Source organism: Corallococcus sp. CA049B (assembly GCF_003611685.1).
Lineage (GTDB): Bacteria > Myxococcota > Myxococcia > Myxococcales > Myxococcaceae > Corallococcus > Corallococcus coralloides.
The window spans coordinates 15913-38042 of the sequence record NZ_RAWC01000032.1; the positions used below are offsets into that span (position 1 = coordinate 15913).

Sequence of the window (22130 nt, forward strand, 5' to 3'; positions counted from 1 at the left end):
GCTTCGGCACTCCCTTACTCACACGACGACAGGGGACAGCAGGGTGGGGGACCGCCAGAGGACTACTGGCAGGCCTCGCACGCCTCGGGGTTCTCCAGCGAGCACGCCACCGCTTCCGCCTCCGCGGTCACCACCTGCGGCGCGGGCGTGGGGGCGGCCGTCATCGTCGGGCCGCCCTGGCCCACGGTGGTCTTGGCGATGCGGGTCGCCGGGCGCGAGCGCATGTAATACGTGGTCTTGAGCCCCTTCTGCCACGCGTAGAAGTACATCGAGGACAGCTTCCCGATGTTGGGCGTCTCCACGAAGAGGTTGAGCGACTGGCTCTGGTCGATGAAGGCGCCGCGGTCCGCGCCCATGTCCAGGAGCGCGCGCATGGGGAGCTCCCACGCGGTGCGGTAGATGGCGCGCAGCTCCTCCGGCAGCTCCGTGAGGTCCTGCACGCTGCCTTCGGCCAGCTTGATGCGGTTGCGGGTGTTCTCGTTCCAGAGGCCCAGCTGCTGCAGGTCGCGCACCAGGTAGCGGTTCACCTGGAGGAAGTCACCGGACAGCGTCTCGCGCTTGAAGAGGTTGGACACCTGCGGCTCGATGCACTCGTAGCAGCCGGCGATGGACGCGATGGTGGCCGTGGGCGCGATGGCGATCATCAGCGAGTTGCGCAGGCCCACCTTCATGATGCGCGAGCGCAGCGCGTCCCAGCGCAGCGTGTCCTCCGGGACGATGCCCCAGCTGTCGAACTGGAGCTCGCCCTTGGCCGCGCGCGTCTCCGGGAAGGACGGGTGCGCGCCGAACTGCTCGGCCAGGTCGGAGGACGTCACGAGCGCCGCGTAGTAGATCTCCTCGGAAATCTTCTTGGACAGGTTGCGCGCCTCCACGGAGTCGAAGGGCAGGCGCAGCTGGAAGAAGACGTCCTGGAGGCCCATCAGGCCCAGGCCCACCGGGCGCCAGCGGCGGTTGGAGTCCGCGGCGGTGGGGATGGGGTAGTAGTTGAGGTCGATGACGCGGTCCAACTGCTTGAGCGCGAGCATCGCGTTGGAGCGCAGTTGGTCGAAGTCGAACTTCCCGTCCTTCACCATGCGGCTCAGGTTGAGCGAGCCCAGGTTGCACACCGCCGTCTCACCCTGGCTCGTGACCTCCAGGATTTCGGTGCACAGGTTGGACAGGTGGATGACGTTGCCCGGCTGGCCCGTCTGGTTGCTCTTGCGGTTGGAGATGTCCTTGAAGGTCATCCAGCCGTTGCCCGTCTGGGCCAGCACCTTCATCATCCGCGCGTACAGGTCGCGCGCCTTCACCTTGCGCACGGCCTGGCCCTGCGCTTCCGCCGCCACGTAGGCCTTGTCGAAGGCGTCGCCGAAGAGGTCGGTGAGGTGCGGCGTCGTCTTCGGGTCGAAGAGGCTCCACTCCTGGTCGGCCTCCACGCGGCGCATGAAGAGGTCCGGCACCCAGTTGGCCAGGTTGAGGTTGTGCGCGCGGCGGGCCTCGTCACCGGTGTTGTCGCGCAGCTCGAGGAAGTCCTCGATGTCCGCGTGCCACGTCTCCAGGTACACGCAGCACGCGCCCTTGCGCTTGCCGCCCTGGTTCACCGCCGCCACGGACGCGTCCAGCGTCTTGAGCCACGGGACGATGCCGTTGGAGTGGCCGTTGGTGGACTTGATCAGCGAACCGCGCGCGCGCACGCGGTGGTACGCCACGCCGATGCCGCCGGAGAACTTCGACAGCATCGCGATGTCCGAGTACTTCTTGTAGATGGCGTCCAGCTCATCCGCCGGCGAGTCCAGCAGGAAGCAGCTGGAGAGCTGCTCGTGGCGCGTGCCGGAGTTGAACAGGGTGGGGGAGGACGGCAGGTACTCCAGCGAGCTGAACAGGCGGTAGAGCTCGATGGCCTCGCGCGCGTTGTCGCCGGACAGGGCGCAGGCCACGCGCAGGAAGAAGTCCTGCGGCGTCTCAATCACTTCGCGCGTCTGCGGGTTCTTGAGCAGGTAGCGGTCGTAGACGGTGCGCAGGCCGAAGTACTCGAACAGGTCGTTGCGGACCGGGTCGATGGCGGCGTTGAGCTTGCGCGCGTTGGCCTGGACGAAGGTGAGCAGGCGGTCCGCGATGAGGCCGTGCTTGTGGCCGGCGGCGACGGACTGGCTGAAGGACTGGATGTCCTGGTTGCTGACCTCCTTCTGGATGAAGGTGGAGAGCAGGCGCGCGGAGAGCCGGGCGTACTCGGGCTCCTCCACGATGAGCGCCGCGGCGGTCTGGATGGACAGGCTGTCCAGCTCCCGCGTGGTGGCGCCGTCATACAGGCCGCTGATGGTCTTGGTGGCCACGCGCATCACGTCCACGCGCGACAGGCCCACGCACGACTTGCCCACCGCCCGGACGATCTTGTTGAGGTCCACCGGCTCCGCCGTGCCGTTGCGCTTCTTCACCCGCATGGTGGTGGTGAAGTCGCCGGGAGCCGACGGGGCCTGCGTGGCGGGCGCCACGGCGGCGGAGTCGGGGGGCGGCGAGGCGACGGCGTTCGGCTTGAAGGGCGTCTGGACGGTCACGGGCGTCTCACTTCCAGGACAAGGCAATGCGGAGCCACCAGGGCGGACTGACCCCGTGGGTGAAGGCTCCGGTGATGGCAGGGAGGAACTGACTTCCGATCAGGACCCGGGGGCCTGGCGACAGCGGCCCGACATGTAGCGAATTGTGGGGCAGGTGTGTGTGTCGATCAAGAAAACCACACCAGCCTCCGGGTTCCGGGAGCGAGCCCCCGGACTTGGGGGTCACCGCTCGGGCGAACCCAAGCTATGGGGGGTCACCCGGTGTGTCAACGCTAGATCCTGTGTAAACCTGCCGCCAGGGTCGGATCGATCATTGCAATCTATGATCACTCACCGACACGGTTCCGGCCGTCTTCCGCACGACATTTACAGAGCTGGAAAAGCCCCTTCGGGACCGTCTTTTTCATGGGGTCACCCAACCCCTGGAGATCAGGGCTGGGGGCCCGCGTCGGAGGTTGGGGCGGCTGACGGAGGCGTTCCAGACGCGTCACCGGCGGGTGACGGGGCGGGCTGCCGGGGCGCCGGTGCTACAGGGGTGTTGTTCGGGGCGCTCTCGCTGTGGACGGCGCGGCGCAGGGCGTCCTCCAGGTCGCGGGCGGTGGGGCCCACGGTGGTGAGCATCTGGTTGGCGGCGCGGGCGTGGCGGTTCTCCGTCTCCGCGGCGAGCTTGAGCTGGGCCAGCCCTTCGGACACGAGGCGGCGGGCGTCCTCCAGCTTCTGGCGCGCCTGGTAGAAGGCGACGTCGGTGAGCATGGACTGGAGGCTGCGGTGCTGCTCCTCCGTGATGCCGGAGAGCTTCTCCGCGCGGCGCAGGTAATAGAGGCCGCGCTCCACCTTGGCGGGCTCGCCGGACGCGATGCGCGGGCGGGCCAGGGTCTCCAGGAGGGGGAAGAGGGCGCGGTCCAGGTCGTCCCGGTCGGTGAACTTCTGCTGCGTCAGCAGGGTGACGTCCTGGCCCTCCAGGGGGAGGGGGGCGTAGGCGTCCGCGAGGCGCGGGTCCCCGGGGCGGTAGGCGGCGGCCCCGGTGGGCAGGGCGCGGCCCTTCATCACCACCAGCTCGCCGCTCTCCTGCACGACGGTGAAGGTGCGGGCGTTGAGCTGGCCCAGGAGGAAGACGACGCCGCCACCCAGGCCCAGGATGACGAGGAAGACGACGAGCCGGGTGAAGGTGCGGCGGGCCCGGTAGCCGAATCCCTGCGGTGAATGGGTGGTCATGTCGCCTGCTCTCCGGTCGGACGGGCATGGGCCCGTGGGTGTCTGGCCCTGAAATTGGGTCTTCTGGGACTCCAACGCTACAGTTCTCGCCCCCTCGGGAACATCATTTGCAACCCACCTTTCGTCGCATGGGGCCCAGCGAACTGCTGCCCCGCTACATCTTCGCTGAGAGCCTGTTCGCGCGCCGTCGCGTGCTGGAGGTCGACGCCGTGGCCTCCACGGGCGGCGAGAGCGCGCGCTTCCTGGTGGAGCGGGGCGCGCGCACCGTGGTGGCGTGCGACGCGGACGTGGCCGCGGTGGAGGCGGCGCAGAAGGCCCATGCGCACCCGCAGGTGCGCTACCGCGCCAACGTCTATGACGACCTGGAGGCGGGGAGCTTCGACCTGGTCCTGGTGACGGACCTGGCGCCCTACGTGCGCGCGCCGGAGCTCTTGGCGGAGCTGGCGCGGCTGGTGGCCCGGCAGGGCTTCCTGATGGGCGGCCTGCGCAACATCGCGGGGCTGGCGCTGCCGCAGTTGCTGGAGCCGGAAGAGACGGTGCCGCCCACGTACGGGCAGCTGCTGGACGCGCTGACGGCGCACTTCCCCCATGTGGAGGTGGCCACGCAGTCGCCGGTGCTGGGCTACCAGCTCGCGTTCGAGCGGGGCGAGGGGCTGCAGGTGGACGGCTCGCTCGTGCGGCACAGCGAGGCGGCGTACTTCGTGGTGATGGCGGGCCTGGAGCCGGCGCGGGTGGTGGACCCCACGTGGGTGCAGCTGCCTCCGGAGCCGCTGGCCTTCACGCGCGGCAAGCTGGACGAGGTCGCGGCCCGGGCGAAGACGTGGGAGGAGCGGGCAGGGCGGCTGAAGGAAGCGGTGTCGAAGCTCCGCGCGGAGATTGGAGACCGCGAGGCGGAGGTCGTGTCGCTCAAGCCGGCGCTGGAGGGCGCCCGGCAGGACATGGCGCGGCTGACCGCGCAGTTGGAGCAGGCTCGGGGCACGGTGGAGTCCGCGCGCGAGCGGGACGACCTGAGCAGCCGGCTGCGGCGCCGTGAGCTGGAGTTGCAGGTCGCGACGGAGCGGATCGCGGACGCGGACCGGCGGCTGACGGCGCAGCGCCTGGAGGTGGAGGCGGCGCAGCGCGCGCAGGCGGACGCGGGTGTGCAGGTGCTGGCCGCGCAGGAGACGCTGCGGCTGGAGCGGGCGCGGCGCGAGGAGACGGCGGCGACGCTGGACGAGTCTCGCGAGCGGCTGACTCAGGCGTACACGGAGCTGCGCGCGCTGCAGGACGAACTGGGCTCGCTGCGCATCGACCGGGAGCGGGACCGGCTGGCGGCGGAGCGCGCGCAGGACGGGGCGGAGGACAAGCGCCGTCAGGCGGAGGCGGCTCGCGAGCGGGAGCTGCGCATCGCGGAGCAGTATTCGACGGCGCTCGCGGCGGTGGAGCACCTGAAGGCGGAGCTGGCGCGCGCGCAGGAGTCGGCGCGGACGGCGGGCGACGCGGTGCCGGTGAAGGATGCGGAGCTGGCGCGCGCGCGCCGGGAGCTCGCCGAGGCCCAGCAGCGGATGCACTCCGCCGAAGGGGCGCGCAAGGACGCGGAGGCGCGGCTCGCGGAGCGCGAGGCGTTGCAGCGTGGGCTGGAGACGGAGCTCACTGCTGCTCGTGAGGCGGAAGGCCGGCTGCGGCAGGAGCTGGAGGGCCGCGCGCAGTCGGAGTCGGCGGCCCGGGCGCTGGCGGCGCGGTTGGAGGAAGAGCTTCACGCGGCCAGGCTGCGCCTGGAGTCGCTGGAGGCGGAGCAGAAGCGGGTCGAGTCCGCGCAGCATGTGGCGGGGCAGCGGCTGGCGGCGGCGGAGACGGAGCGCGTCCGCGTGGAGGCCGCGCTCGTCCAGGCCATCGACGCGGAGCGGGGCCAGGCGCAGGCACGGCTTGAGGAGGCGCTGGCCCAGGCTCGCGCCGAGGCCGACGAGCGGGTGACGAACGCGCTGGCCGCCGCGCATGCCGACGCGGATTCGCGGCAGGAACGCGCGCTGGCGGAGGCTCGCGAGCAGGAGGAGGCGCGGCTCGCGAAGGCGCTGGAGGACGAACGGGCTTTCACGGAGCTCGCGCTGACGGAGGCCCGTGAGCAGGCGGAGGCCCGGCTCGCTCAGTCGCTGGAGGAGGCCCGGTCCGACGCGGCGGCGCGGCTCGCTCAGTCGCTGGAGGAGGCCCGGTCCGACGCGGATGCCCGTGTCGAGCGTGCGCTGGCGGATGCGCGCGACGCGGCTCAGGCGCTGGAGGCGAACCGGTCCGACTCGGATACCCGGGTCGAGCGCGCGCTGGCGGATGCGCGTGAGGCGGCTCAGGCGCTGAAGGCTGCTCAGGCCGATGCGGATGCGCGTGTCGAGCGCGCGGTCGCGGACGCGGCTCAGGCGCTGAAGGCTGCTCAGGCCGATGCGGATGCGCGTGTCGAGCGCGCGGCTGCGGACGCGGCTCAGGCGCTGGATGCGGCTCGGGCCGATGTGGACGCCCGAGTTGCGCGTGCGGCTGCGGACGCGGCTCAGGCGCTGGATGCGGCTCGGGCCGATGCGGATGCCCGTGTCGAGCGGGCCCTGGCCGAAGCGCGGGCCGACGCGGATGCTCGGGTGGCGAAGGCGCTCGCGGACGCCGCTGCTGAACGGGCCGCGGCCCTGGCGGAAGCGGAGGACCGACGCGAGCAGGCGCTCACCGAGGTCCGTGCCACGGCCTCGGCCCAGCGGAGCCGGCAACTGGCGGATGTCGAGGTACGGACGGCGCAGGCCCTCGCGGAAGCGCGTGCCGAGGCGGATGCCGAACGGGCCCAGGCGCTGGCCGAAGCCCGCGCCGAGTCCGAGGCCGAGCGCGTCCGCCAGTTGGAGGAAGCCGAGGTCCGCGCGGCGCGGATGCTCGCGGAGGTGCGTGCCGAAGTCGAAGCCCGCGCGGCCACCGCGCTCGCCGACGCCCGCGCCGAGTCGAGCGGCCAGACGGAGCAGGTGCTCGCCAACGTGCGCGCCGAGGCGGAGGCCCGGCTCGCGGCGGCGGAGGCTCGTGCCGCGGAGGACCTCGAGGCCGCGGTCGAACAGGTCCGTTCCGAAGCCCGGGACACCCTGGCCCGTGAGGTGTGGGAACACGGGGCCCGGCTCGCGGAGTCGAACCAGGCGCGCGAGACCGCCGAGGCGCGCAACACGGAGCTGGAGGCAACGCTCCGCTCGCTGCGGCAGGAGCTGACCGACTCGGAAGCCCTGGCGGCGCTCATCCAGGAGGACCTCGCTCGGGAGCAGAAGGCCCGGGCCTCGGCGCAGGCGGAACTCGACGCGGCTCGCGAATCGCTGAGCAACGAGCAGGAGCGCGCGGCTCGCTGGGAGGCGTTGCTCGCCGATACGCAGGCGCAGTTGCTGTCGGAGCGTGAGCAGCAGGCCCGCGCACAGGTGGCGCTCGCGAACCTCCAGGAGTCGCTCGACGCGGAGCGGGCCCTGCGCTCCAAGCTGGAGGGTTCCGAGTCTTCGTGGAACGAGGCGCAGAGCGCACTGGAAGCGGACCGGCTGCGGCTGGATGCCGCGCTGGGCGTGGCGCGCACGGTCCTGGAGGATGAGCGCGCGCAGCGGGCCCGGTTGGAGGCGTCGTTCGCCCAGCTCCAGCAGGACTCCACCGCGGCGCTGGAGGAGGAGCGTGCCCGGGCTGAAGCCTCGCGGGTTTCGGCGCAGGAGGCTCGGGCGCAGCTCGAGACGGACCTGTCGGCGGCGCGTGCCGCGCGGCTGTCCACCGAGGCCGCCTTCGAGCAGACGCGCCAGACCCTTTCGGAGGTCCAGGCCTCCTTCGCCGAAGCGCAGCGCGCGAACGAAGCCGCGTTGCTGGAGCTGCGGCAGTCGCACGCGGCGTCGGCGGACGAGGCGCGTGGTTACGCCCGGGAGCTGGAAGAGGCGAAGCAAGCGCAGGCGGCCCTGGAGGCGACGGTGCGCGAGCTGCGCTCGGAGCTCACCGACGCGCGGCGGTCCGAGGCCGAGGCGCTGTCCTCGCTCGATGATGCGCGCACGCAGGAGGCTCGCGACCGCGAGTCGCGCGCGAAGGAGGAGGCTGCGCTCCGCTCGGAGCTGGAGACCTTGCGCGCGGAGTCCGTGGCTCAGCGCGAGCGCCTGGCCGAAGCGGAGCAGGCACGGGCCGCTGTCCAGGCCCGGCTCGCGGAGGCCGAAGCCCGCCGCACCGAACTGGAAGCGTCGCTGTCGGACACCGAGTCCCGCTTCGCCGAAGAGGCCGCCCGTCTCCACGCGATGCAGCAGGCCCTCACGGAGGCCGAGGCTCGCCTCGCGACCGAGACCGCGCGCGGGACCACGCTGGAGCAGTCCCTGGCGGAGGCGGAGTCCCGGCACGCCGCCGTGTCCTCGCAGGGGGCCGAGCTGGAGCAGGCGCTCGCGGACGCGAAGGCGCGTCATGCCGCGGATGCCGCGCGCCTGGCTTCGCTGGAGCAGACCCTGGCGGACGCGGAGGCCCGGCGGACCGCTGAGTCCACGCGGCGCTCCGAACTGGAAGCGTCCATCGCCACGGCGGAGTCCACGATTGCCGCCGGGTCCGCTCGCCGCTCCGAGCTGGAAGCTTCGTTGAAGGAGGCGGAGGCCCGCCTCGCCACCCTGGAGCAGGCGCTGGCGGACGCGGAGCAGCGCGCCGCCTCCGAGACTTCGCGCCGTGTCGGACTGGAAGCCTCCCTGACGGAAGTCGAGTTCCGGCTCGCCGCGGAGACCTCGAACCTCAGCGCGCTGGAGGATTCGCTCGCTCAGGCGGAGTCCCGGCTCGCGGAGGGTTCTCAGTCGCAGGACGCGGCACGCGAGTCCGAAGCCCGGGCCGCGCGTCTCACGGAGTCCCTGACCGCGCGCGAACAGGAACTGCGCGAGGCCAGCGCCCTGCGGGTCTCCATGGAAGCGCAGCTGGAAGGCGCGCTCTCGCGGACCGAGCGACAGCAGCAGGACCTGGACGAGCTGCGCGCCCAGCTGGGGCTGAAGGAGCAGGAGCTGACGGCCCTGCGCGCCGAGACGGCCCGCTTGGGTGCCGCTCACCAGGAGTTGATGCGCCTGGGCTCCGAGCTGCAACGGGCGCACGTCGCGCTGCATGAGCGAAGCCAGCAGGTCGGCCGGCTGGAGGCGGAGCTGGTGGACGCCAGCGACCGGCTCGCCGCGACACGCGAGCACGCGGAAGTGCTCGTGGTGCAGCTCGAAACCGCGCGCCGCTTCGCGGGCAAGGCCACGAACCTGGAGTCCTCGCTGGAAAGCCTGCGCGTGGAGCTGGATGCCGCGCGCGCGGACGCGGCCCGGCTCACGGAGACCGTCCAGACCGGGAACGAGCGCACCGCCACCCTGGAAGCACAGCTCGCGGACCTCACCACGCGCGCGGAGCGGGAGCGGACCGACCTGGAAGCCCGGCTCGCGGAAGCCACCGCCCAGGCCGGCACGGAGCAGGCCGAGCTGGAGCTGCGCCTGACCGAAGCGCTCACCAGCGCCGGCACGGACAAGGCCACGCTGGAGCTTCGCCTCAACGAAGCACTCGCGCGAGCCGGCATGGAGAAGGCCGAACTGGAGACGCGCCTCAACGAGCTCCTCGCGAACGCCGGGACGAACCAGGCTGAACTCGAAGCCCGCCTCGCCCAGTCCGCTGAACAGACCCGCGAATCCCTCGCCGCCATGGAGGCCCGGCTCGCCACGGCGCTCGAGAACGCGCGGACCGAGCAGGCCGCGCTGGAGTCCCGCGTCGCCGCCCTGACCCAGGCCGCCGCCGACGCCGAGGCCCATGCCCGCCGCGCGGACTCCGAGCGCGAGCGCCTCCAGTCGGACCTGACGGTCGCCCGCGCCGCCCGCGTCCGCCTGGAGGGCCGCACCAACTCCCTGGAGACCGCCGCCGCGGATGCCGCGCGCCTCCTGGACACCGAGCGCGCGGAACGCGACCAGCTCTCCGCACGGATCCGCGAACAGCAGGCCCGGCTGGAAGCGCTGGAGACCGAACGCGAGACCCTGGTCCAGGCCCTGGAGGAGGCGAAGTCCGCCACCCCCGCGCCCCCGGAGGACGTGCTGGAGATGGCCGCGGAGATGGAGGTCCTCCAGGCCCACGTGGAGAAGATGCAGGACCAGCTCGCCGCCCGGGAGGCCGAACTGGTCGAGCTGCGCCGCGCCAGCAGTGCCCCCGCCGCCCCTGGCTCCTCGCGCCTGGCCATGCCTGCCCTGGACGTTCCGTCCCCGCCCAAGAAGGTCGGCGAGCGCGAATAGACGCGGGCGTCTACACTTCCTCCCGTGGACGCAAGCGAACGCATCTTCAAGTACCACGGCCTGGGCAACGACTTCGTCGTCCTGGACCGGCGCCGCACGGGCGTGGACATCGGCGCGGAGCAGTCCCGCTGGCTGTGCGACCGGCGCCGGGGCATCGGCGCGGACGGGGTGCTCGCCCTCCTTCCGTCGTCCCGCGGCCTTGCCCGCATGGTCGTCCACAACGCCGACGGCAGCATCGCGGAGATGTGCGGCAACGGCCTGCGCTGTGCGGTGAAGTATCTGGTGGACCACTCCGGCGAGCACCCCGCGCTCATCGACGTGGAGACCGGGGCCGGCGTGCTCACCTGCGAGCCCGGCTACGGCGACGGCGGCGTCGTCGGCGTGGACATCTCCATGGGCCCGGCCCGGCTGGTGGCCGCGAACCTGCCCTCCGGGACGACCGGCCAGCCCTTCGTGGGCGCCCCCGTGCCCGGCCATGAGGGCCTGCTCGGCACCGCGGTGAACATGGGCAACCCGCACCTGGTGCTCCTGGACCAGCCCCTGGAGGCCGCCGAGCGCCTGGGCCCCGGCCTGGAGCGGCACCCCGCCTTCCCGGACCGCACCAACGTGGAGTTCGTCCGCGTGGACGAGGACGGCCTGACCGTCGTCGTCTGGGAGCGCGGCTGCGGCCTCACCCAGGCCTGCGGCACGGGGGCGTGTGCGTCCGCCGTGGCGGCCGTGCTGGCGAAGCGCCTGCCCTCGAATGCCTGGCTGCGCGTCACGCTGCCGGGCGGCGACCTGAGAATCCGCGTTCCGGACGACCTGTCCGACATCCGGCTCCGAGGCCCGGTGGCCTTCGTCTTCGAAGGCGTTGTCGCGCTTCCAAGGGCCCGATAGCCTTCGTCTTTCCTCCCTTCGCCCCCCGAGCGCCGTGGCCGGTCCCATCCTCGTCGTCGACGACGACCTGTTCTTCCGACAACTCGCCACGGACCTGCTGTCGCGCCGGGGGCACCGCGTGGTGGCGGTGGAGAACGCCACCCTGGCCCTGGAAGAGGTGGGCCGGGCGACGTTCGACCTGGTGCTCACCGACGTGGTGATGCCCGGCGTGGACGGCTTCTCGCTCACCGCGCGCCTTCGCGAACGCGACCCGGAGCAGGAGGTCATCCTCGTCAGCACGCGCGACGACGTGCAGGGCTCGGAGGTCGCGCTGCGCCTGGGCGTGGCGGACTGCCTCGTCAAGCCCGTGGAGGAGTCGGACCTGCTGCTCGCGGTGGACCGCGCCATGGAGCGCGCCCAGCTGCGCCACGAGCGCGCCCGGCTCCAGGACGAGAACCTGGAGTTCGCCCGCTTCCACAACCTCCAGCAGCGCTGCCTGGAGCTGCTCTCCCATCCGGACCTGGAGTGGCTCCAGGAGCGCGTCATCGCGGACCTGGGCGCGGTGTGCGACGCGCAGAGCGCCGCGCTGTGGGTGGTGGACGACCGGGGAGACCTGGCGCTGCGCTCCTACCGGGGCCTGCTCGACAAGCAGTTCCTGCCGGAGAAGATGAGCCCGGAGGGGCCGCTGTCCCTGCGCCTGCGCGAGGCCGCTCCGTGGCTCGCGCGCGATGAGCGCTCCCCGGTGCTGTACGTGCCGCTGGTGGCCGCCGGGGAGGTGATGGGCCTGGCGCAGCTGTCCGACCCGCTCACCGGCGACTTCCGCCTGGAGCACACGCGCGACGCGAAGGTGCTGGCGGACTTCGCCGCGGTGGGCGTGAAGAACGGCCGCAAGCTGATGGCGCTCCAGCGCCTGGGCCTGCGCGACCGCGACACCGCCGCGTACAACCTCAGCTACTTCACCGACTACGCGTCCAAGGAGATCTACAAGGCGCGCAGGTACGGCCGCACGTTCTCGCTCTTGACCTTCAGCATCGACAACCTCCCGCTGGTGCGCGTGCGGCTGGGCGCGCAGGACGCGAAGAAGGCGGTGCGCGGCATCATCAAGGCGCTCAGTAAAATCATCCGCGACTCGGACGTCATCGCGAAGGCGAGCGACCAGGAGTTCTACCTCCTGCTGCCGGAGACGGACTTCTTCGGCGCCATGATGTTCGTGCGCCGCGCCGTCGCCGCCGTGCGCGACGAGCCGGAGGTGCAGGACGTGGAGCAGCGCCTGCCGCTGGCGCTCGTGGGCGGGGCCAGCACGTTCCCCAAGGACGGCGAGGACTTCGACGAGCTGGTGCACCGCTGCCGCCGCCGCATGGACGAGCGCCGCGCGTCGCTCCAGCGCAGGCTGATGCTGGACGGGCTGCCGTTCTGGGACGAGGTGGATCTGCTCCTGGGCACGCCCAACAGCCCGCGCCTGCCCACGGACGACCGCGCGGAGCCCAGCCGCCGGGGCAAGGTGGCGGACGTGCTCTTCGACGAGCTCCAGGTGGAGATCGCCCGGGAGCTGGTGCGCGATCCGGGCTCGCGCGGGCTGCTCTACGTGGGCGGCCCGGAGATCCGCGCGGACCTGCCGCTGGCGGTGGGGCTGGAGCAGGCGCCGCCGGACCTGTCGTCTCGCATCTACCTGTTGGGCCGCCGCGTGGATTTGGAATCGCACGCGGCGCTCACGCCGGTGTTCCTGGAAGGGGATGAGCGGGTGGCGCGCCACGAGTTCATCCTCTGGCTGTCGGAGAGCGCGTCGTACGCGCTCATCCAACGGCGCGGGCGGGGCGCGACGTGGGGGTTCCATACCTCGGACACCGCGGTGGTGGACGGGCTCATCTCCAAGCTGCAGGCCGAATACGACCTGCAGCCCTACTGACGTCACGAAGCGGAGCAAGCGACCTTGGCCCAGGTGCGGAAGATCCTCATCGCCGACCCCGACCTCGACTCGGTGCGCGCCCTGTCGCGGGCGCTGCGCACGAAGGGCTATCAGGTGCACTACGCGCCGGATGGCTCGCGGGCGCTGGAGGTCGCGGTGCTCCGGCACCCGGACCTGACGCTCTTCGACGAGGCGTGCCGGCTCCTGGACGCGCGTACGTTCGTGCAGATTCTTCGCACCAACCCGCGCACGGAAGACATCCCGGTGGTGCTCACCACGTCCAGCCTGGACTCGGACCGGGCGCGGGGCATGCGGGACGGCACGCTGCGCAAGCCCTTCAACCTGGATGAGGTGCTCAGCCGCATCGAGCACATCTTCCGCCGCAACGAAGCGGCCAAGGACCTCAAGAGCGAGCAGCAGGAAATCGAAGGTTCGCTCAGCCAGCTCAGCATCCCGGACCTCATGCAGATATTGGGCATGAACAAGCGCAACGGGCGCCTGGCGCTGGAGCGCGGGGCGGAGCGCGGAGAGATCACCGTCTCCGACGGCCGCACGGTGAACGCGCGGCTGGGGAGGGTGGAAGGGGAGAAGGCGCTGTTCCGGCTCCTGTCGTGGACGGAGGGCAACTTCACCTTCACGCCCGGCACCAGCGCCGCGCGTCCGCGCATCAACCGCGCGATGGACGACGCGCTCTTGGAGGGCATGCGCCAGTCGGACGAGGTGAACCGCCTGTTGCCGGGCCTGCCGCCGCGCCACACGCGGCTGATGCTGGCGCCGGAGGTGGACCTGTCCGAGGAGCAGCACCCGGTGACGGCGCAGGTGATGGAGCTCTTGCGCCAGCCCCGCGCGCTGGGCGAGGTGCTGGACCTGGCGCCCGCGACGGACATGGAGGTCCTGGGCGTGCTGTCCACGCTGCTCCAGAAGGGCGTGGCGCGCCCCACGGAGAGCGAAGGCCAGAACCTGGGCGCGGGCGACCTCATCGGCGCGGCGGAGGTGCACGCGCTGCGTGGGCGCCTGTTGCGCACGCGGACGCTGACGAAGGTGGCGACGGCGAAGGTCTTCGTGTGTGGCAGTGGTTCGTCCGCGGCGCGCCGCATCCTGGCGCGGGTGCCGGGGCTGGAGGCGATGTCCGCGGACCCCACCGCGGTGAAGAGCGGCTTCGGGACGCTGGGTCGCCTGGAGCTGAGCGACGTGCTCAACGTGGACTTCTGCGTGCTGCCGCCCGCGGAGGCCGCGCGCCCGCTGTGGCGCCCGTTCAGCGCGGGGTCCATTGGCGCGCTGTTGATGGACACCTCGGAGTCGGCGGTGCGGCTGGCGCATTACCTGGCGTGGGAGGTCCGCATCCCCATCGTGGTGGTGGGCACGGAGGTCCCCGGGCCGCTGCAGGGCGCCCCGGCGGGTGTCATCGCTCCCGGTGAAGACCTCACGGAGGCCCTGCGCGCCATGCTGGTCCAGGCGCTCAACCCCGCGCCCACGCTGCCCGGCGTCACGCAGGTGCAGCGCGCGTCCGTGACGCCTCAGTGAGTGCTCAGCTCCGGCGCTCCAGGTACATGGGGAGCGCGCCCTTCGGACGCAGCGTCAGGTGTGAATCCGGCTCCAGCGTGAAGCCGGGCGCTTCGCGCAGGCGGTAGCGCTGGGCCACGGTGGCCAGCACGAGCTGTGCCTCCATCATCGCGAAGCTGTTGCCGATGCACTGTCGTGGCCCGCCGCTGAAGGGGAAGTACGCGAAGCGGTGGCGCTTCGCGGCGGCCTCGGGGGCGAAGCGCTCCGGGCGGAACGCGTCCGGCTCCTCCCAGAATTCCGGATGGCGCTGCGTGACGTAGGGGCTCACGTCCACCGACGTCCCCTTCGGGATGCGGAAGCCGCCGATGACGTCGTCCTCCTCCACGCCGCGGCTGAAGATGACCGCGGCGGGGTACAGCCGCATCGCCTCCTCCACCACCTGCTTCGTGTACGTAAGCCTCGGCACGTCCTCCACCGTGGGCGTGCGTCCTCCCAGCACCGCGTCCAGCTCCGCATGGAGCCGGGCCTCCACCTCCGGGTGCTTCGCCAGCAGTCCCCACACCCAGCTCAGCGACGTGGCCGTCGTCTCGTGGCCGGCGAGGAGCATCGTCATCACCTCGGCCCCCAGCTGCTCGTCCGTCATGCCCTCGCCCGTGTCCTCGTCGCGCGCGAGCATCAGCATGGAGAGCAGGTCGCCCGTGTCGTCGCCGCGCTCGCGCCGCGTGGTGATGATGCCCCGCACGGTCCCCAGCAGCGTGGCGCGCGCGTCGCGGAAGGCGCGGTCGTAGCGGGTGGGCAGCACGGGCGGCAGCATGCGGAAGGTGCGGAAGCGCTCGGCGATCTGCTGGCTCAGCTCGGTGAAGGCCGCGCCCACCTGTCCGGCCTGGGCCTCCACGGACGTGCCGAAGAGGGCCTCCCCGACGATGGCCAACGTCAGCCGCATCATCTCCTCGTTGATGCCCACGGGCGTGCCGTCCGCGGCGGCCGTCTCCCAGCGCTGGAGCAGCCCCTGCGTCTGCCGCACCATCCCCGCCGCCATGCCCGCGATGCGCTGCCGGTGGAAGGCGGGCTGGGCCAGGCGCCGCTGCCGGAGCCAGAAGTCCCCCGTGCTCGTGAGCAGGCCGTTGCCGGTGATCCACCGGCCCATGCGGTACGTGAGGTGGTCCTTCGTGTAGTTCTTCACGTGGTCCTGCAACACGTGCTTCACGGCGTCCGGATGCGCGACCAGGTGCGAGCGCATGGGGCCCAGCCGGTAGCGCACCACGTCTCCGTACTGGCGATGGAGGGTGCCCAGGCATCCCAGGAGGTCGCGGCGCACGTCGGGCAGGATGCCCATGAGCAGATGGCCCCTGGGGCCTGGGGGCTGGCGGGTGACGGTGGCGGCGGCGGTGGTCATCGGGCGCTTCCTCCTGGAGGGAGGTATCGCGCCCCACATGCCCGGCGTGCATGGTCCCGGGGCGCCAACGCATTGTCCGCGGGCGCCACCGCGCATTGCGAGGCGAGGGGACGTCAGGCCATGCTGGCCCGCGATGCGTCCCCAGACGCTCCAATCCTCGCTGTTCCGCCCCCTGTTCCAGGTGGGCATGTCGCTGGGCATCGCCCGGGAGCGGCTGCTCGAAGCGGTGGGCGTGGATGAAGCCCTGCTCGCGCGGCCGGACGTGCGGGTTCCCTACGCGGCGCTCCAGCGCGTGTGGACCCTGCTCGTGGAGGTGGGCGGCTCCGAGCCGCTGGCCGTACGGCTCGCGCAGGCGTTGGAGCCCACCCACGTGGGGCTCGTGGGCTATGTGCTGGTCAACAGCCCCGACCTGCGCACGTCCCTCCAGCGCTATTGCCGCATCCACGCGCTGCTGGATCCGCGCACGACGTGGCGCGTCCTCCAGCTGCCCGGGATGATGCGCGTGGAGCTGGAGCTGGATCCGCGGGATGAATGGGCCTCGCGCCTGAAGCACCCCGTGGAGGGGCTGCTCGTGGCGATGGTGGCCAGCGGCCGCGAGCTCAGCGGCGAGGACTGGCGCCCCACGCGCGTGTGCGTCACGCATCCGCGCCATGCGGCCTCGCCGGCCGTGGAGGAGTTCCTCGGCGTCGGCATCGAATACGGCGCGAGCGCCAACCTGGTGCAGGGCGACGAGGCCGCCGCGAACCTCCCCATCCGCCACGCGGACATCGAGCTGGGCAACCTGCTCCACGCCCGCGCCGAAGCGGAGCTGGCGCGGGTGGAGGCCCACGAGGTCCGCTCCTGGCGCGAGCGCGTGGCGGAGGTGCTCGCGGCCCAGCCCCGCACGGGGGACCTCATCCCCGCGGACGTGGCGGCGCGGCTCGCGGTGAGTGAGCGCACGCTCCAGCGCCGCCTGCGAGAGGAGGGCGTCACGTTCGCGGGCCTGGAGGACGCCGTGCGCCGCGACCGCGCCTTCCAACTGCTGCGCGACGGACAGCTGCCCCACTTCGAGATCGCCTTCCTCCTGGGCTTCAGCGACCCCAGTGCCTTCACCCGCGCCTTCCGCCGCTGGAGCGGGATGCCGCCGGGACAGTGGCAGGTGTCCCAGGCCGCGAAGCCCTGAAGGAGGCAGGCGCCGGAATCCGTCCGCCGCGCGGAATGTTTTCTCCACAGGAGGGGAGCACGGATGATCAAGACGCTGAGGGACGCGGAGGAGCTGGTGCGCACGCGCCACGTCATCACCGAGGTGCCCACCCACGGGCCCACGTCCCTCGTCGAACAGGTCATGGGCGGCAGGCCCACCGGCAGCTGGCGCGACCACGCGAAGGGGCGCCTCGCGTACCGGCTGGGGCGCATGCTGCGCGCGTCGAAGGACGTGCTCGCGGTGCGGCTGGTGGAGGGCAAGGTCGCCTTCGTGGACCTCACGCTCTGGCCCGCCGTCTACCGCGTCGCCATGGAGCCCTCGCGCCGCCGTCCGTCACTCCAGGGCCTGTCCCCGGACGCCCGCGCGCTGCTCTCCACCGTGGAGCGGGACAAGCGCGTCCCCCTGGACAAGGAAGGCCCGTGGACCAAGGCGCGCGAGGCGCTGGAGGAACGGCTGCTGGTCCACTTCTCCGAGGCGCAGGAGGAAGACGGCCGCCACGTCGCGGTGCTGCGCTCGTGGCGGGACTGGGCGTCACCCACGCTCCAGGCGGACGCGGCCCGGCTCTCCTACGAGGACGCCCAGGCGCGGCTCAGGGCCGCATGTGACGGGGCACCCACGGGCCTGGGGCCCTGGGTCTTCTAGCGGCGCCGGGGCTTCAGGCAGCCTCGTCCAGGATCTCCAGCGCGTCCCGGACACCCGGCAGCCGGGCGAGCAGCTCGTACTCCGCGGGCTGGAGCATGGACACGCGGCGGCCCGCGACGCGCTCCATCCACAGCTCGATGCGGTGGTCGCCGTCCGGGTTGACCTGGCGGGAGATGCGGGCGCGGCGGCCTTCCTTGTGACAGGCCAGGATGTCCTGCTGGAGGCTGCGCAGACGGCGGAACACCTTCAGCGCCATTCGACCCTCGGGGGTGTCGAACGTGTGGAAATGCCGGTTCCGCGACAGCGGCCGGCTGGGATCATGAAGCCTCTCCACGAGGCGGCGCACGAAGGGGTCCATCGACGGAGAAGGATAACATCCGCTACCCTGTCCCTCAGCGATGCCCCATCGATTTTTCCCCCGTCCTTGGACGCTCGTCCTGCTCCTGCCGCTTGCCTGCAAGGACCCAGAGACGGCGGCCGCGCAGAAACAGGCCGTCCAGGTCCAGAACTCCCTGTCCCAGGGTCGTGAAGCGCTCACGAAGGGCCAGTACGTCCGCGCCATCTCCGAGCTGCAGAAGGCCGCCAACGCCGCGCCAGAGAGCGTGGAGCCGCTCCTCCTCCTGGCCCGGGCCCACCAGGGCGCCGGCAACCCGGGCGCGGCCATCCTCACGCTCAAGCAGGCGGAGGGCCTCATCCCGGGCACCGACCCCGTCATCCAGAAGCAGCTCTCCGACCTGTACATGGGGGAGGGGCAGATTCCCCAGGCCATCTCCACGCTCGTGTCGCTGAGGGACGAGGGCAAGCTGTCCAACGAGGACATCCTATCGCTGGCCCGCCTCCAGGCGCGGCAGGGCCACCCGGACGAGGCCTTCACCACGCTGGAGCGCATCCTCCGGGAGAACCCCGACGACGCGCCGACGAAGACGGTGGAGGCCGAGATCCTGCTCATGAAGGGCGAGGAGCTGCTCGCGGCCAACCTGATGGACCGCGTGCTCCAGGGCACCCCCAGCTTCACGCCCGCGCGGCTGCTCCGTGCGCGCTACTTCCTGATGAGCGGCGTCAACGACATGGCGGAAGCGGACCTCCAGTCCGTGCCGCCCGAGGACGCGGACACCACGGATGTGGTGGCGATGAAGGCCCGCGTGCTCATGGCGCTCGGACGCCCGGCCGAAGCGGAAGGCGCGCTCCGCAAGCTCTTGGAGGACGACGCGGAGAACGCGGAGGCCGTCGCGTGGCTGGCGGAGATCGTCTGCGCGCAGGGCCGCGCGTCGGAGGCCCAGCAGCTGGTGGACCGCGCGCTGCACCTGCGCCCGCGCTTCGCCCGCGCGCTGTACGTGCGCGGCCGCGTGCTGGAGGAGCAGAGCGACGCGCGCGGGGCGGAGGACAGCTACCGCTTCGCCCTCAAGGCGGAGCCCGCCTTCCCGCCCGCGCTGTCACGCCTGTGGAGGCTGCACCTGAAGGCCGGCCGCAAGCCGGAGGCGCAGGAGGTGCTGGAGCGGCTGGCGAGCCTGAACGAGGCGACCGTGGAGGAGAAGGCCGCGCTCGCGAACCTCTACGCCCGGTTCGAGACGCAGCTGCCGCGCGGCAAGAAGCTCATCGAGGAGGCCCTGAAGCGCGAGCCGCAGAACCCCGAGTACCTGCGCATCCAGAAGGCCATCGACAAGGCGACGCCCAAGAAGAAGAAGGCCCCGACGGGGCCCGTCATCATCCGCGGGCGGCGCTGACGGCGGGCGCGGGGGAGGGCAGCCCCTCCGCGTCCATGACGACCTTCTCCAGCGCCTTGAGCCCCTTGCGCTGGCCCACCGCCACCACGAGCAGGTTCTCACGCGTGAAGTAGCGCCGGGCCACCTCCCGCACGCGCGCGGCCGTCTGGCGGTCCACCTGATCCGCGCGGTGGCCGAACGTCTCCGGACGGCGGAACAGCTCCACGCCGCCGAACCACCCGGCCAGCTCCCCCGGCGAGTCCTGGGAGAACTCCAGCAGCATCCGGTGGCGGCGCTTGGCGCGGTTCAGCTCCTCCTCGCTCGCGTCCTTCTCGCAGAGCTCGGAGAGCACGCGCAGCGACTCCGCCACCACGAGCGACGCCTTCTCCGGCGCGCTGGCCGCTTCAATCTCGAAGAGGCTGAGGTCGTGGTACGTGTCCAGCCCCGCCTGCACCGAGTACGCGAGGCCGCGCTTCTCCACGATTTCGAAGGGCAGCCGCGACGACAGGCCGTCGTCCAGGAGGCGCCGCAGAATCTGGAGCGCGGGGAAGTCCTCGTGCTGCTCCGGCACGGCGCGGAAGGTGAGCTTGAACTCCGTCTGCGACTCGTCGTGGGAGACGAAGTGGAAGTGCGGCCCGGGGCCCAGCGGCGGCGGCGCGCTCTCCGTGGTGGCGCTGCCCTTGGGCAGGTGGGCGAAGGCGCGCTCGGCCAGGGCCAGCACCTCCGAGTGCTTCACGCTGCCCGCGGCGGACACCACCAGGTTGCCGGCCACGTAGTGCCGGGCGAAGTGCTCCAGCACCTGGGCGTGGGTGAGGGCCTTCACGGACTCAGGGGTGCCGGCGATTTTGAGGGACAGCGGGTGGCCGGGGAACAGCAGGCGCTTGGACAGGTTGTCCAGGTCGATGTCGCGCCCCTTGTCGTCCACCTCGTCGAGCATCTCCTCCAGGATGATCTGCCGCTCCACCTCCATGTCGGTGAGGCGGGGGCGGGTGAGCATGTCGCCGATGACGTCCAGGCCCACGCTCAGGTGCGACGGGTGCAGCGGGGTGTAGTAGTAGCCGTGGTCGCGGGTGGTGGCGCCGTTGAGGTTGCCGCCCACCTCCTCCACGGCCGCGTTCATCTTCACCGTGTCCGGCCAGGCTTCGCTTCCCCGGAAGAAGAGGTGCTCCAGGAAGTGGCTGACGCCGTTGTTCTCCACCGTCTCATGACGGCTGCCGGTCCTTACGTAGACGGCCAGGAGGGCGGTGTGCAGGTGGGGCGTTTCGACGGTGACGACGCGCAGCCCGGAGGGCAGCACGTCCCGGTACGGTGTAAAGCTCATGCGCGAGGAAGCCTTAACACGAAGGTCGTCCCCTGGCCGGGAATACTCTGGCAGGAGAGCGAGCCCCCGTGGGCCTGGAGGATCTGTTGGCTCACCGCGAGCCCCAGGCCCGTGCCGCCCTCCTTGGTGGTGAAGAAGGGCTCGAAGAGGTGGCGGCGGGCCTCCTCCGTCATGCCGGCGCCGGTGTCCCGCACGGTGACCTCCACGTCCCCTTCACGCGGGACGGTGGCCACCGTGAGCCGCCCCCCGGTGGGCATGGCCTCGCGGCTGTTGCGAAGCAGGTTGAGGAACACCTGCCGCAGCTGGCCCTGGTCCGCGAGCACGCGGGGCGTGCCGGGCGCGAAGTCGCGCACCACCTCCACACCCGCGCGCACCAGCTCCTCGCGGGTGAAGTCGAGCACGCCGTCCAGCACCGCGGTGATGTCCTCCGGCTCCAGGTCCGGCCGGGCGGGGCGGGCCATGCGCAGGTACTGCTCGGTGACGTCGGTGAGGCGGTCCACCTCATGGGTGACGGCGGAGAGCAGCTCGCGCGCCTCCGTGGCGGTGTCCTGCGAATCGAATCGAGCGCTGTCCACCGCGTCCTGGAGCAGCTCCACGTTGAGGCCGATGGAGGACAGGGGGTTTCGCACCTCGTGCACGATTTGAGCGGAGATGCGGCCGACCGCGGCCAGCTGCTCCGCGCGCATCAGCGCCTCCGCCTGCGACTTGAGCTGCGCCTCGCGCGCCTGGAGCGAGCGGGCCATCTGGTCGAACTCGCGCGCGAGCAGCGCGACCTCGTCCTCGCCGCGCACGCCCAGCTGGGCGGAGTAGTCACCCCGGCCGATGCGGGACACGCCCTCAATCAGCGTGCGCACCGGGCGCAGCGTGCGGGCGGACCAGGCGGTGACGCCCACGCCCACGCCAATGGCCATGATGGACAGCGCGATGATGGTGAGGCCCGTCCTGCGCTCGCGCTCCTCCGCGCCGTCCACGCGCTCGCGGATGCGGTTGGTCAAGGTCGCGCGCAGCACGCGCAGCTCACGGCCGATGACGCTCTCCAGTTGGCGCAGCTCGTTGGTGGCGCGCGCCACCTCCTGGCTTTCGGGGGACTCGGACGCGAGCGCGGTGAAGACGGCCTCCACCGCGTGGCCGTAGGCCTTGGAGTTGCGTGACAGCTCCGCGAAGCGTGAGTCCAGCTCCATCACGAAGGGCACCTCGCCTTCCGGGGCGAAGGTGAGCACCTCGCGGGCCTTGGCGCGGGCGGCCTCCAGGCGCTGGGCCATCTGGGGCGCGTAGTACAGGCTCGCCAGCCGGATGAGCGCGCGGCGCGTCTCCACGCTGTTCTGCTCCAGCACGCGCTCGGTGTCCTTCTCCTGGCTGGTCTGGAAGGTCTCCAGCGCGGCGGCGTCCTGGGACAGCTGGAGGTAGCCCTGGCTGACGAGCCGGATCTCCAGCCGGTTGCGGTGCAGCTCCGCCACGCTGAAGAGGGACACCGCCCCGAACGTCAGCAGCACCAGCGCGTAGCCCAGGAAGATGCGGGTGGCGAGCGAGAGCTTCATGGAGGAGGGGACAGGACATACGTCCTGGCGCGGGCGCATTACAGCGCAATCCCCGCCGCGCCGCCTGCTTCCGGCCGCCTGGACTCCACCTCTCCAGGGAGGAGGGCTGGTAG

At 71.8% G+C, this 22130-nt stretch carries 13 protein-coding genes; 7 read left to right on the forward strand and 6 right to left on the reverse strand.

The window, feature by feature from the left end; translation table 11 throughout:
• Positions 1-62: 62 nt before the first annotated feature.
• Together D7W82_RS10260 and D7W82_RS10265 are read right to left on the reverse strand one after the other, a co-directional pair.
• Positions 63-2420, reverse strand: coding sequence for a ribonucleoside-diphosphate reductase subunit alpha (locus tag D7W82_RS10260; RefSeq protein WP_199727722.1), 2358 nt, complete (start codon positions 2418-2420; stop codon positions 63-65).
• A 543-nt stretch (positions 2421-2963) separates the two neighbouring features.
• Positions 2964-3749 (reverse strand): IF-2 protein, encoded by a 786-nt coding sequence (locus tag D7W82_RS10265; protein WP_120618166.1) that lies wholly within the window; start codon positions 3747-3749, stop codon positions 2964-2966.
• Between the two features lie 128 nt (positions 3750-3877).
• On the opposite strand from D7W82_RS10265, the gene D7W82_RS10270 reads away from it, so the two are divergent.
• The 4 genes from D7W82_RS10270 to D7W82_RS10285 are packed head-to-tail and all read left to right on the forward strand — an operon-like array spanning position 3878 to position 14255.
• Positions 3878-9970, forward strand: coding sequence for a methyltransferase domain-containing protein (locus tag D7W82_RS10270; protein ID WP_233587405.1), 6093 nt, complete (start codon positions 3878-3880; stop codon positions 9968-9970).
• 24 nt (positions 9971-9994) lie between these two features.
• Positions 9995-10846, forward strand: a complete 852-nt coding sequence (gene dapF / locus D7W82_RS10275) for a diaminopimelate epimerase (protein WP_120618168.1) — start codon at positions 9995-9997, stop codon at positions 10844-10846.
• A gap of 34 nt (positions 10847-10880) precedes the next feature.
• A complete protein-coding gene (locus D7W82_RS10280; RefSeq protein ID WP_120618169.1) occupies positions 10881-12731 on the forward strand; it encodes a response regulator in 1851 nt (616 codons plus the stop codon).
• Between the two features lie 24 nt (positions 12732-12755).
• On the forward strand, positions 12756-14255 hold the full coding sequence (locus D7W82_RS10285; protein ID WP_120618170.1) for a DUF4388 domain-containing protein: 1500 nt from the start codon (positions 12756-12758) through the stop codon (positions 14253-14255).
• Between the two features lie 4 nt (positions 14256-14259).
• Here D7W82_RS10285 and D7W82_RS10290 read toward each other — a convergent pair whose 3' ends face one another.
• Positions 14260-15630, reverse strand: a complete 1371-nt coding sequence (locus tag D7W82_RS10290) for a cytochrome P450 (protein ID WP_120618171.1) — start codon at positions 15628-15630, stop codon at positions 14260-14262.
• Positions 15631-15763: 133 nt separating this feature from the next.
• Here D7W82_RS10290 and D7W82_RS10295 point away from each other — a divergent pair, with 133 nt between their 5' ends.
• Both D7W82_RS10295 and D7W82_RS10300 read left to right on the forward strand, forming a co-directional pair.
• A complete protein-coding gene (locus D7W82_RS10295; protein WP_158617630.1) occupies positions 15764-16792 on the forward strand; it encodes an AraC family transcriptional regulator in 1029 nt (342 codons plus the stop codon).
• 63 nt (positions 16793-16855) lie between these two features.
• The gene (locus D7W82_RS10300) at positions 16856-17455 is read left to right on the forward strand and encodes an RNA methyltransferase (protein WP_120618173.1); all 600 of its coding nucleotides are present in this window, start codon (positions 16856-16858) and stop codon (positions 17453-17455) included.
• A 13-nt stretch (positions 17456-17468) separates the two neighbouring features.
• On the opposite strand, the gene D7W82_RS10305 is transcribed toward D7W82_RS10300, so the two are convergent.
• Positions 17469-17711: a hypothetical protein gene (locus tag D7W82_RS10305; RefSeq protein WP_223741836.1), complete on the reverse strand. Its 243-nt coding sequence runs from the start codon at positions 17709-17711 to the stop codon at positions 17469-17471.
• A 142-nt stretch (positions 17712-17853) separates the two neighbouring features.
• Between D7W82_RS10305 and D7W82_RS10310 the strand changes: the two genes are divergently transcribed.
• Positions 17854-19179, forward strand: a complete 1326-nt coding sequence (locus D7W82_RS10310) for a lipopolysaccharide assembly protein LapB (protein ID WP_120618174.1) — start codon at positions 17854-17856, stop codon at positions 19177-19179.
• Here the strand turns inward: D7W82_RS10310 and D7W82_RS10315 are convergent.
• Both D7W82_RS10315 and D7W82_RS10320 read right to left on the reverse strand, forming a co-directional pair.
• On the reverse strand, positions 19160-20479 hold the full coding sequence (locus D7W82_RS10315) for a pitrilysin family protein (protein WP_120618175.1): 1320 nt from the start codon (positions 20477-20479) through the stop codon (positions 19160-19162). The genes D7W82_RS10310 and D7W82_RS10315 overlap by 20 nt on opposite strands.
• A complete protein-coding gene (locus D7W82_RS10320) occupies positions 20476-22017 on the reverse strand; it encodes a HAMP domain-containing sensor histidine kinase (protein ID WP_120618176.1) in 1542 nt (513 codons plus the stop codon). The genes D7W82_RS10315 and D7W82_RS10320 overlap by 4 nt, the downstream gene beginning before the upstream one ends.
• Between the last annotated feature and the right edge of the window lie 113 nt (positions 22018-22130).

Bases quoted from the DNA above. Each gene is read 5' to 3' on its own strand.
- D7W82_RS10260 (WP_199727722.1), bottom strand. From the start codon at position 2,420: ATGCGGGTGAAGAAGCGCAACGGCACGGCGGAGCCGGTGGACCTCAAC.
- D7W82_RS10265 (WP_120618166.1), bottom strand. From the start codon at position 3,749: ATGACCACCCATTCACCGCAGGGATTCGGCTACCGGGCCCGCCGCACC.
- D7W82_RS10270 (WP_233587405.1), top strand. From the start codon at position 3,878: ATGGGGCCCAGCGAACTGCTGCCCCGCTACATCTTCGCTGAGAGCCTG.
- D7W82_RS10290 (WP_120618171.1), bottom strand. From the start codon at position 15,630: ATGACCACCGCCGCCGCCACCGTCACCCGCCAGCCCCCAGGCCCCAGG.
- D7W82_RS10295 (WP_158617630.1), top strand. From the start codon at position 15,764: ATGCGTCCCCAGACGCTCCAATCCTCGCTGTTCCGCCCCCTGTTCCAG.
- D7W82_RS10300 (WP_120618173.1), top strand. From the start codon at position 16,856: ATGATCAAGACGCTGAGGGACGCGGAGGAGCTGGTGCGCACGCGCCAC.
- D7W82_RS10305 (WP_223741836.1), bottom strand. From the start codon at position 17,711: ATGGCGCTGAAGGTGTTCCGCCGTCTGCGCAGCCTCCAGCAGGACATC.
- D7W82_RS10310 (WP_120618174.1), top strand. From the start codon at position 17,854: ATGCCCCATCGATTTTTCCCCCGTCCTTGGACGCTCGTCCTGCTCCTG.
- D7W82_RS10315 (WP_120618175.1), bottom strand. From the start codon at position 20,479: ATGAGCTTTACACCGTACCGGGACGTGCTGCCCTCCGGGCTGCGCGTC.
- D7W82_RS10320 (WP_120618176.1), bottom strand. From the start codon at position 22,017: ATGAAGCTCTCGCTCGCCACCCGCATCTTCCTGGGCTACGCGCTGGTG.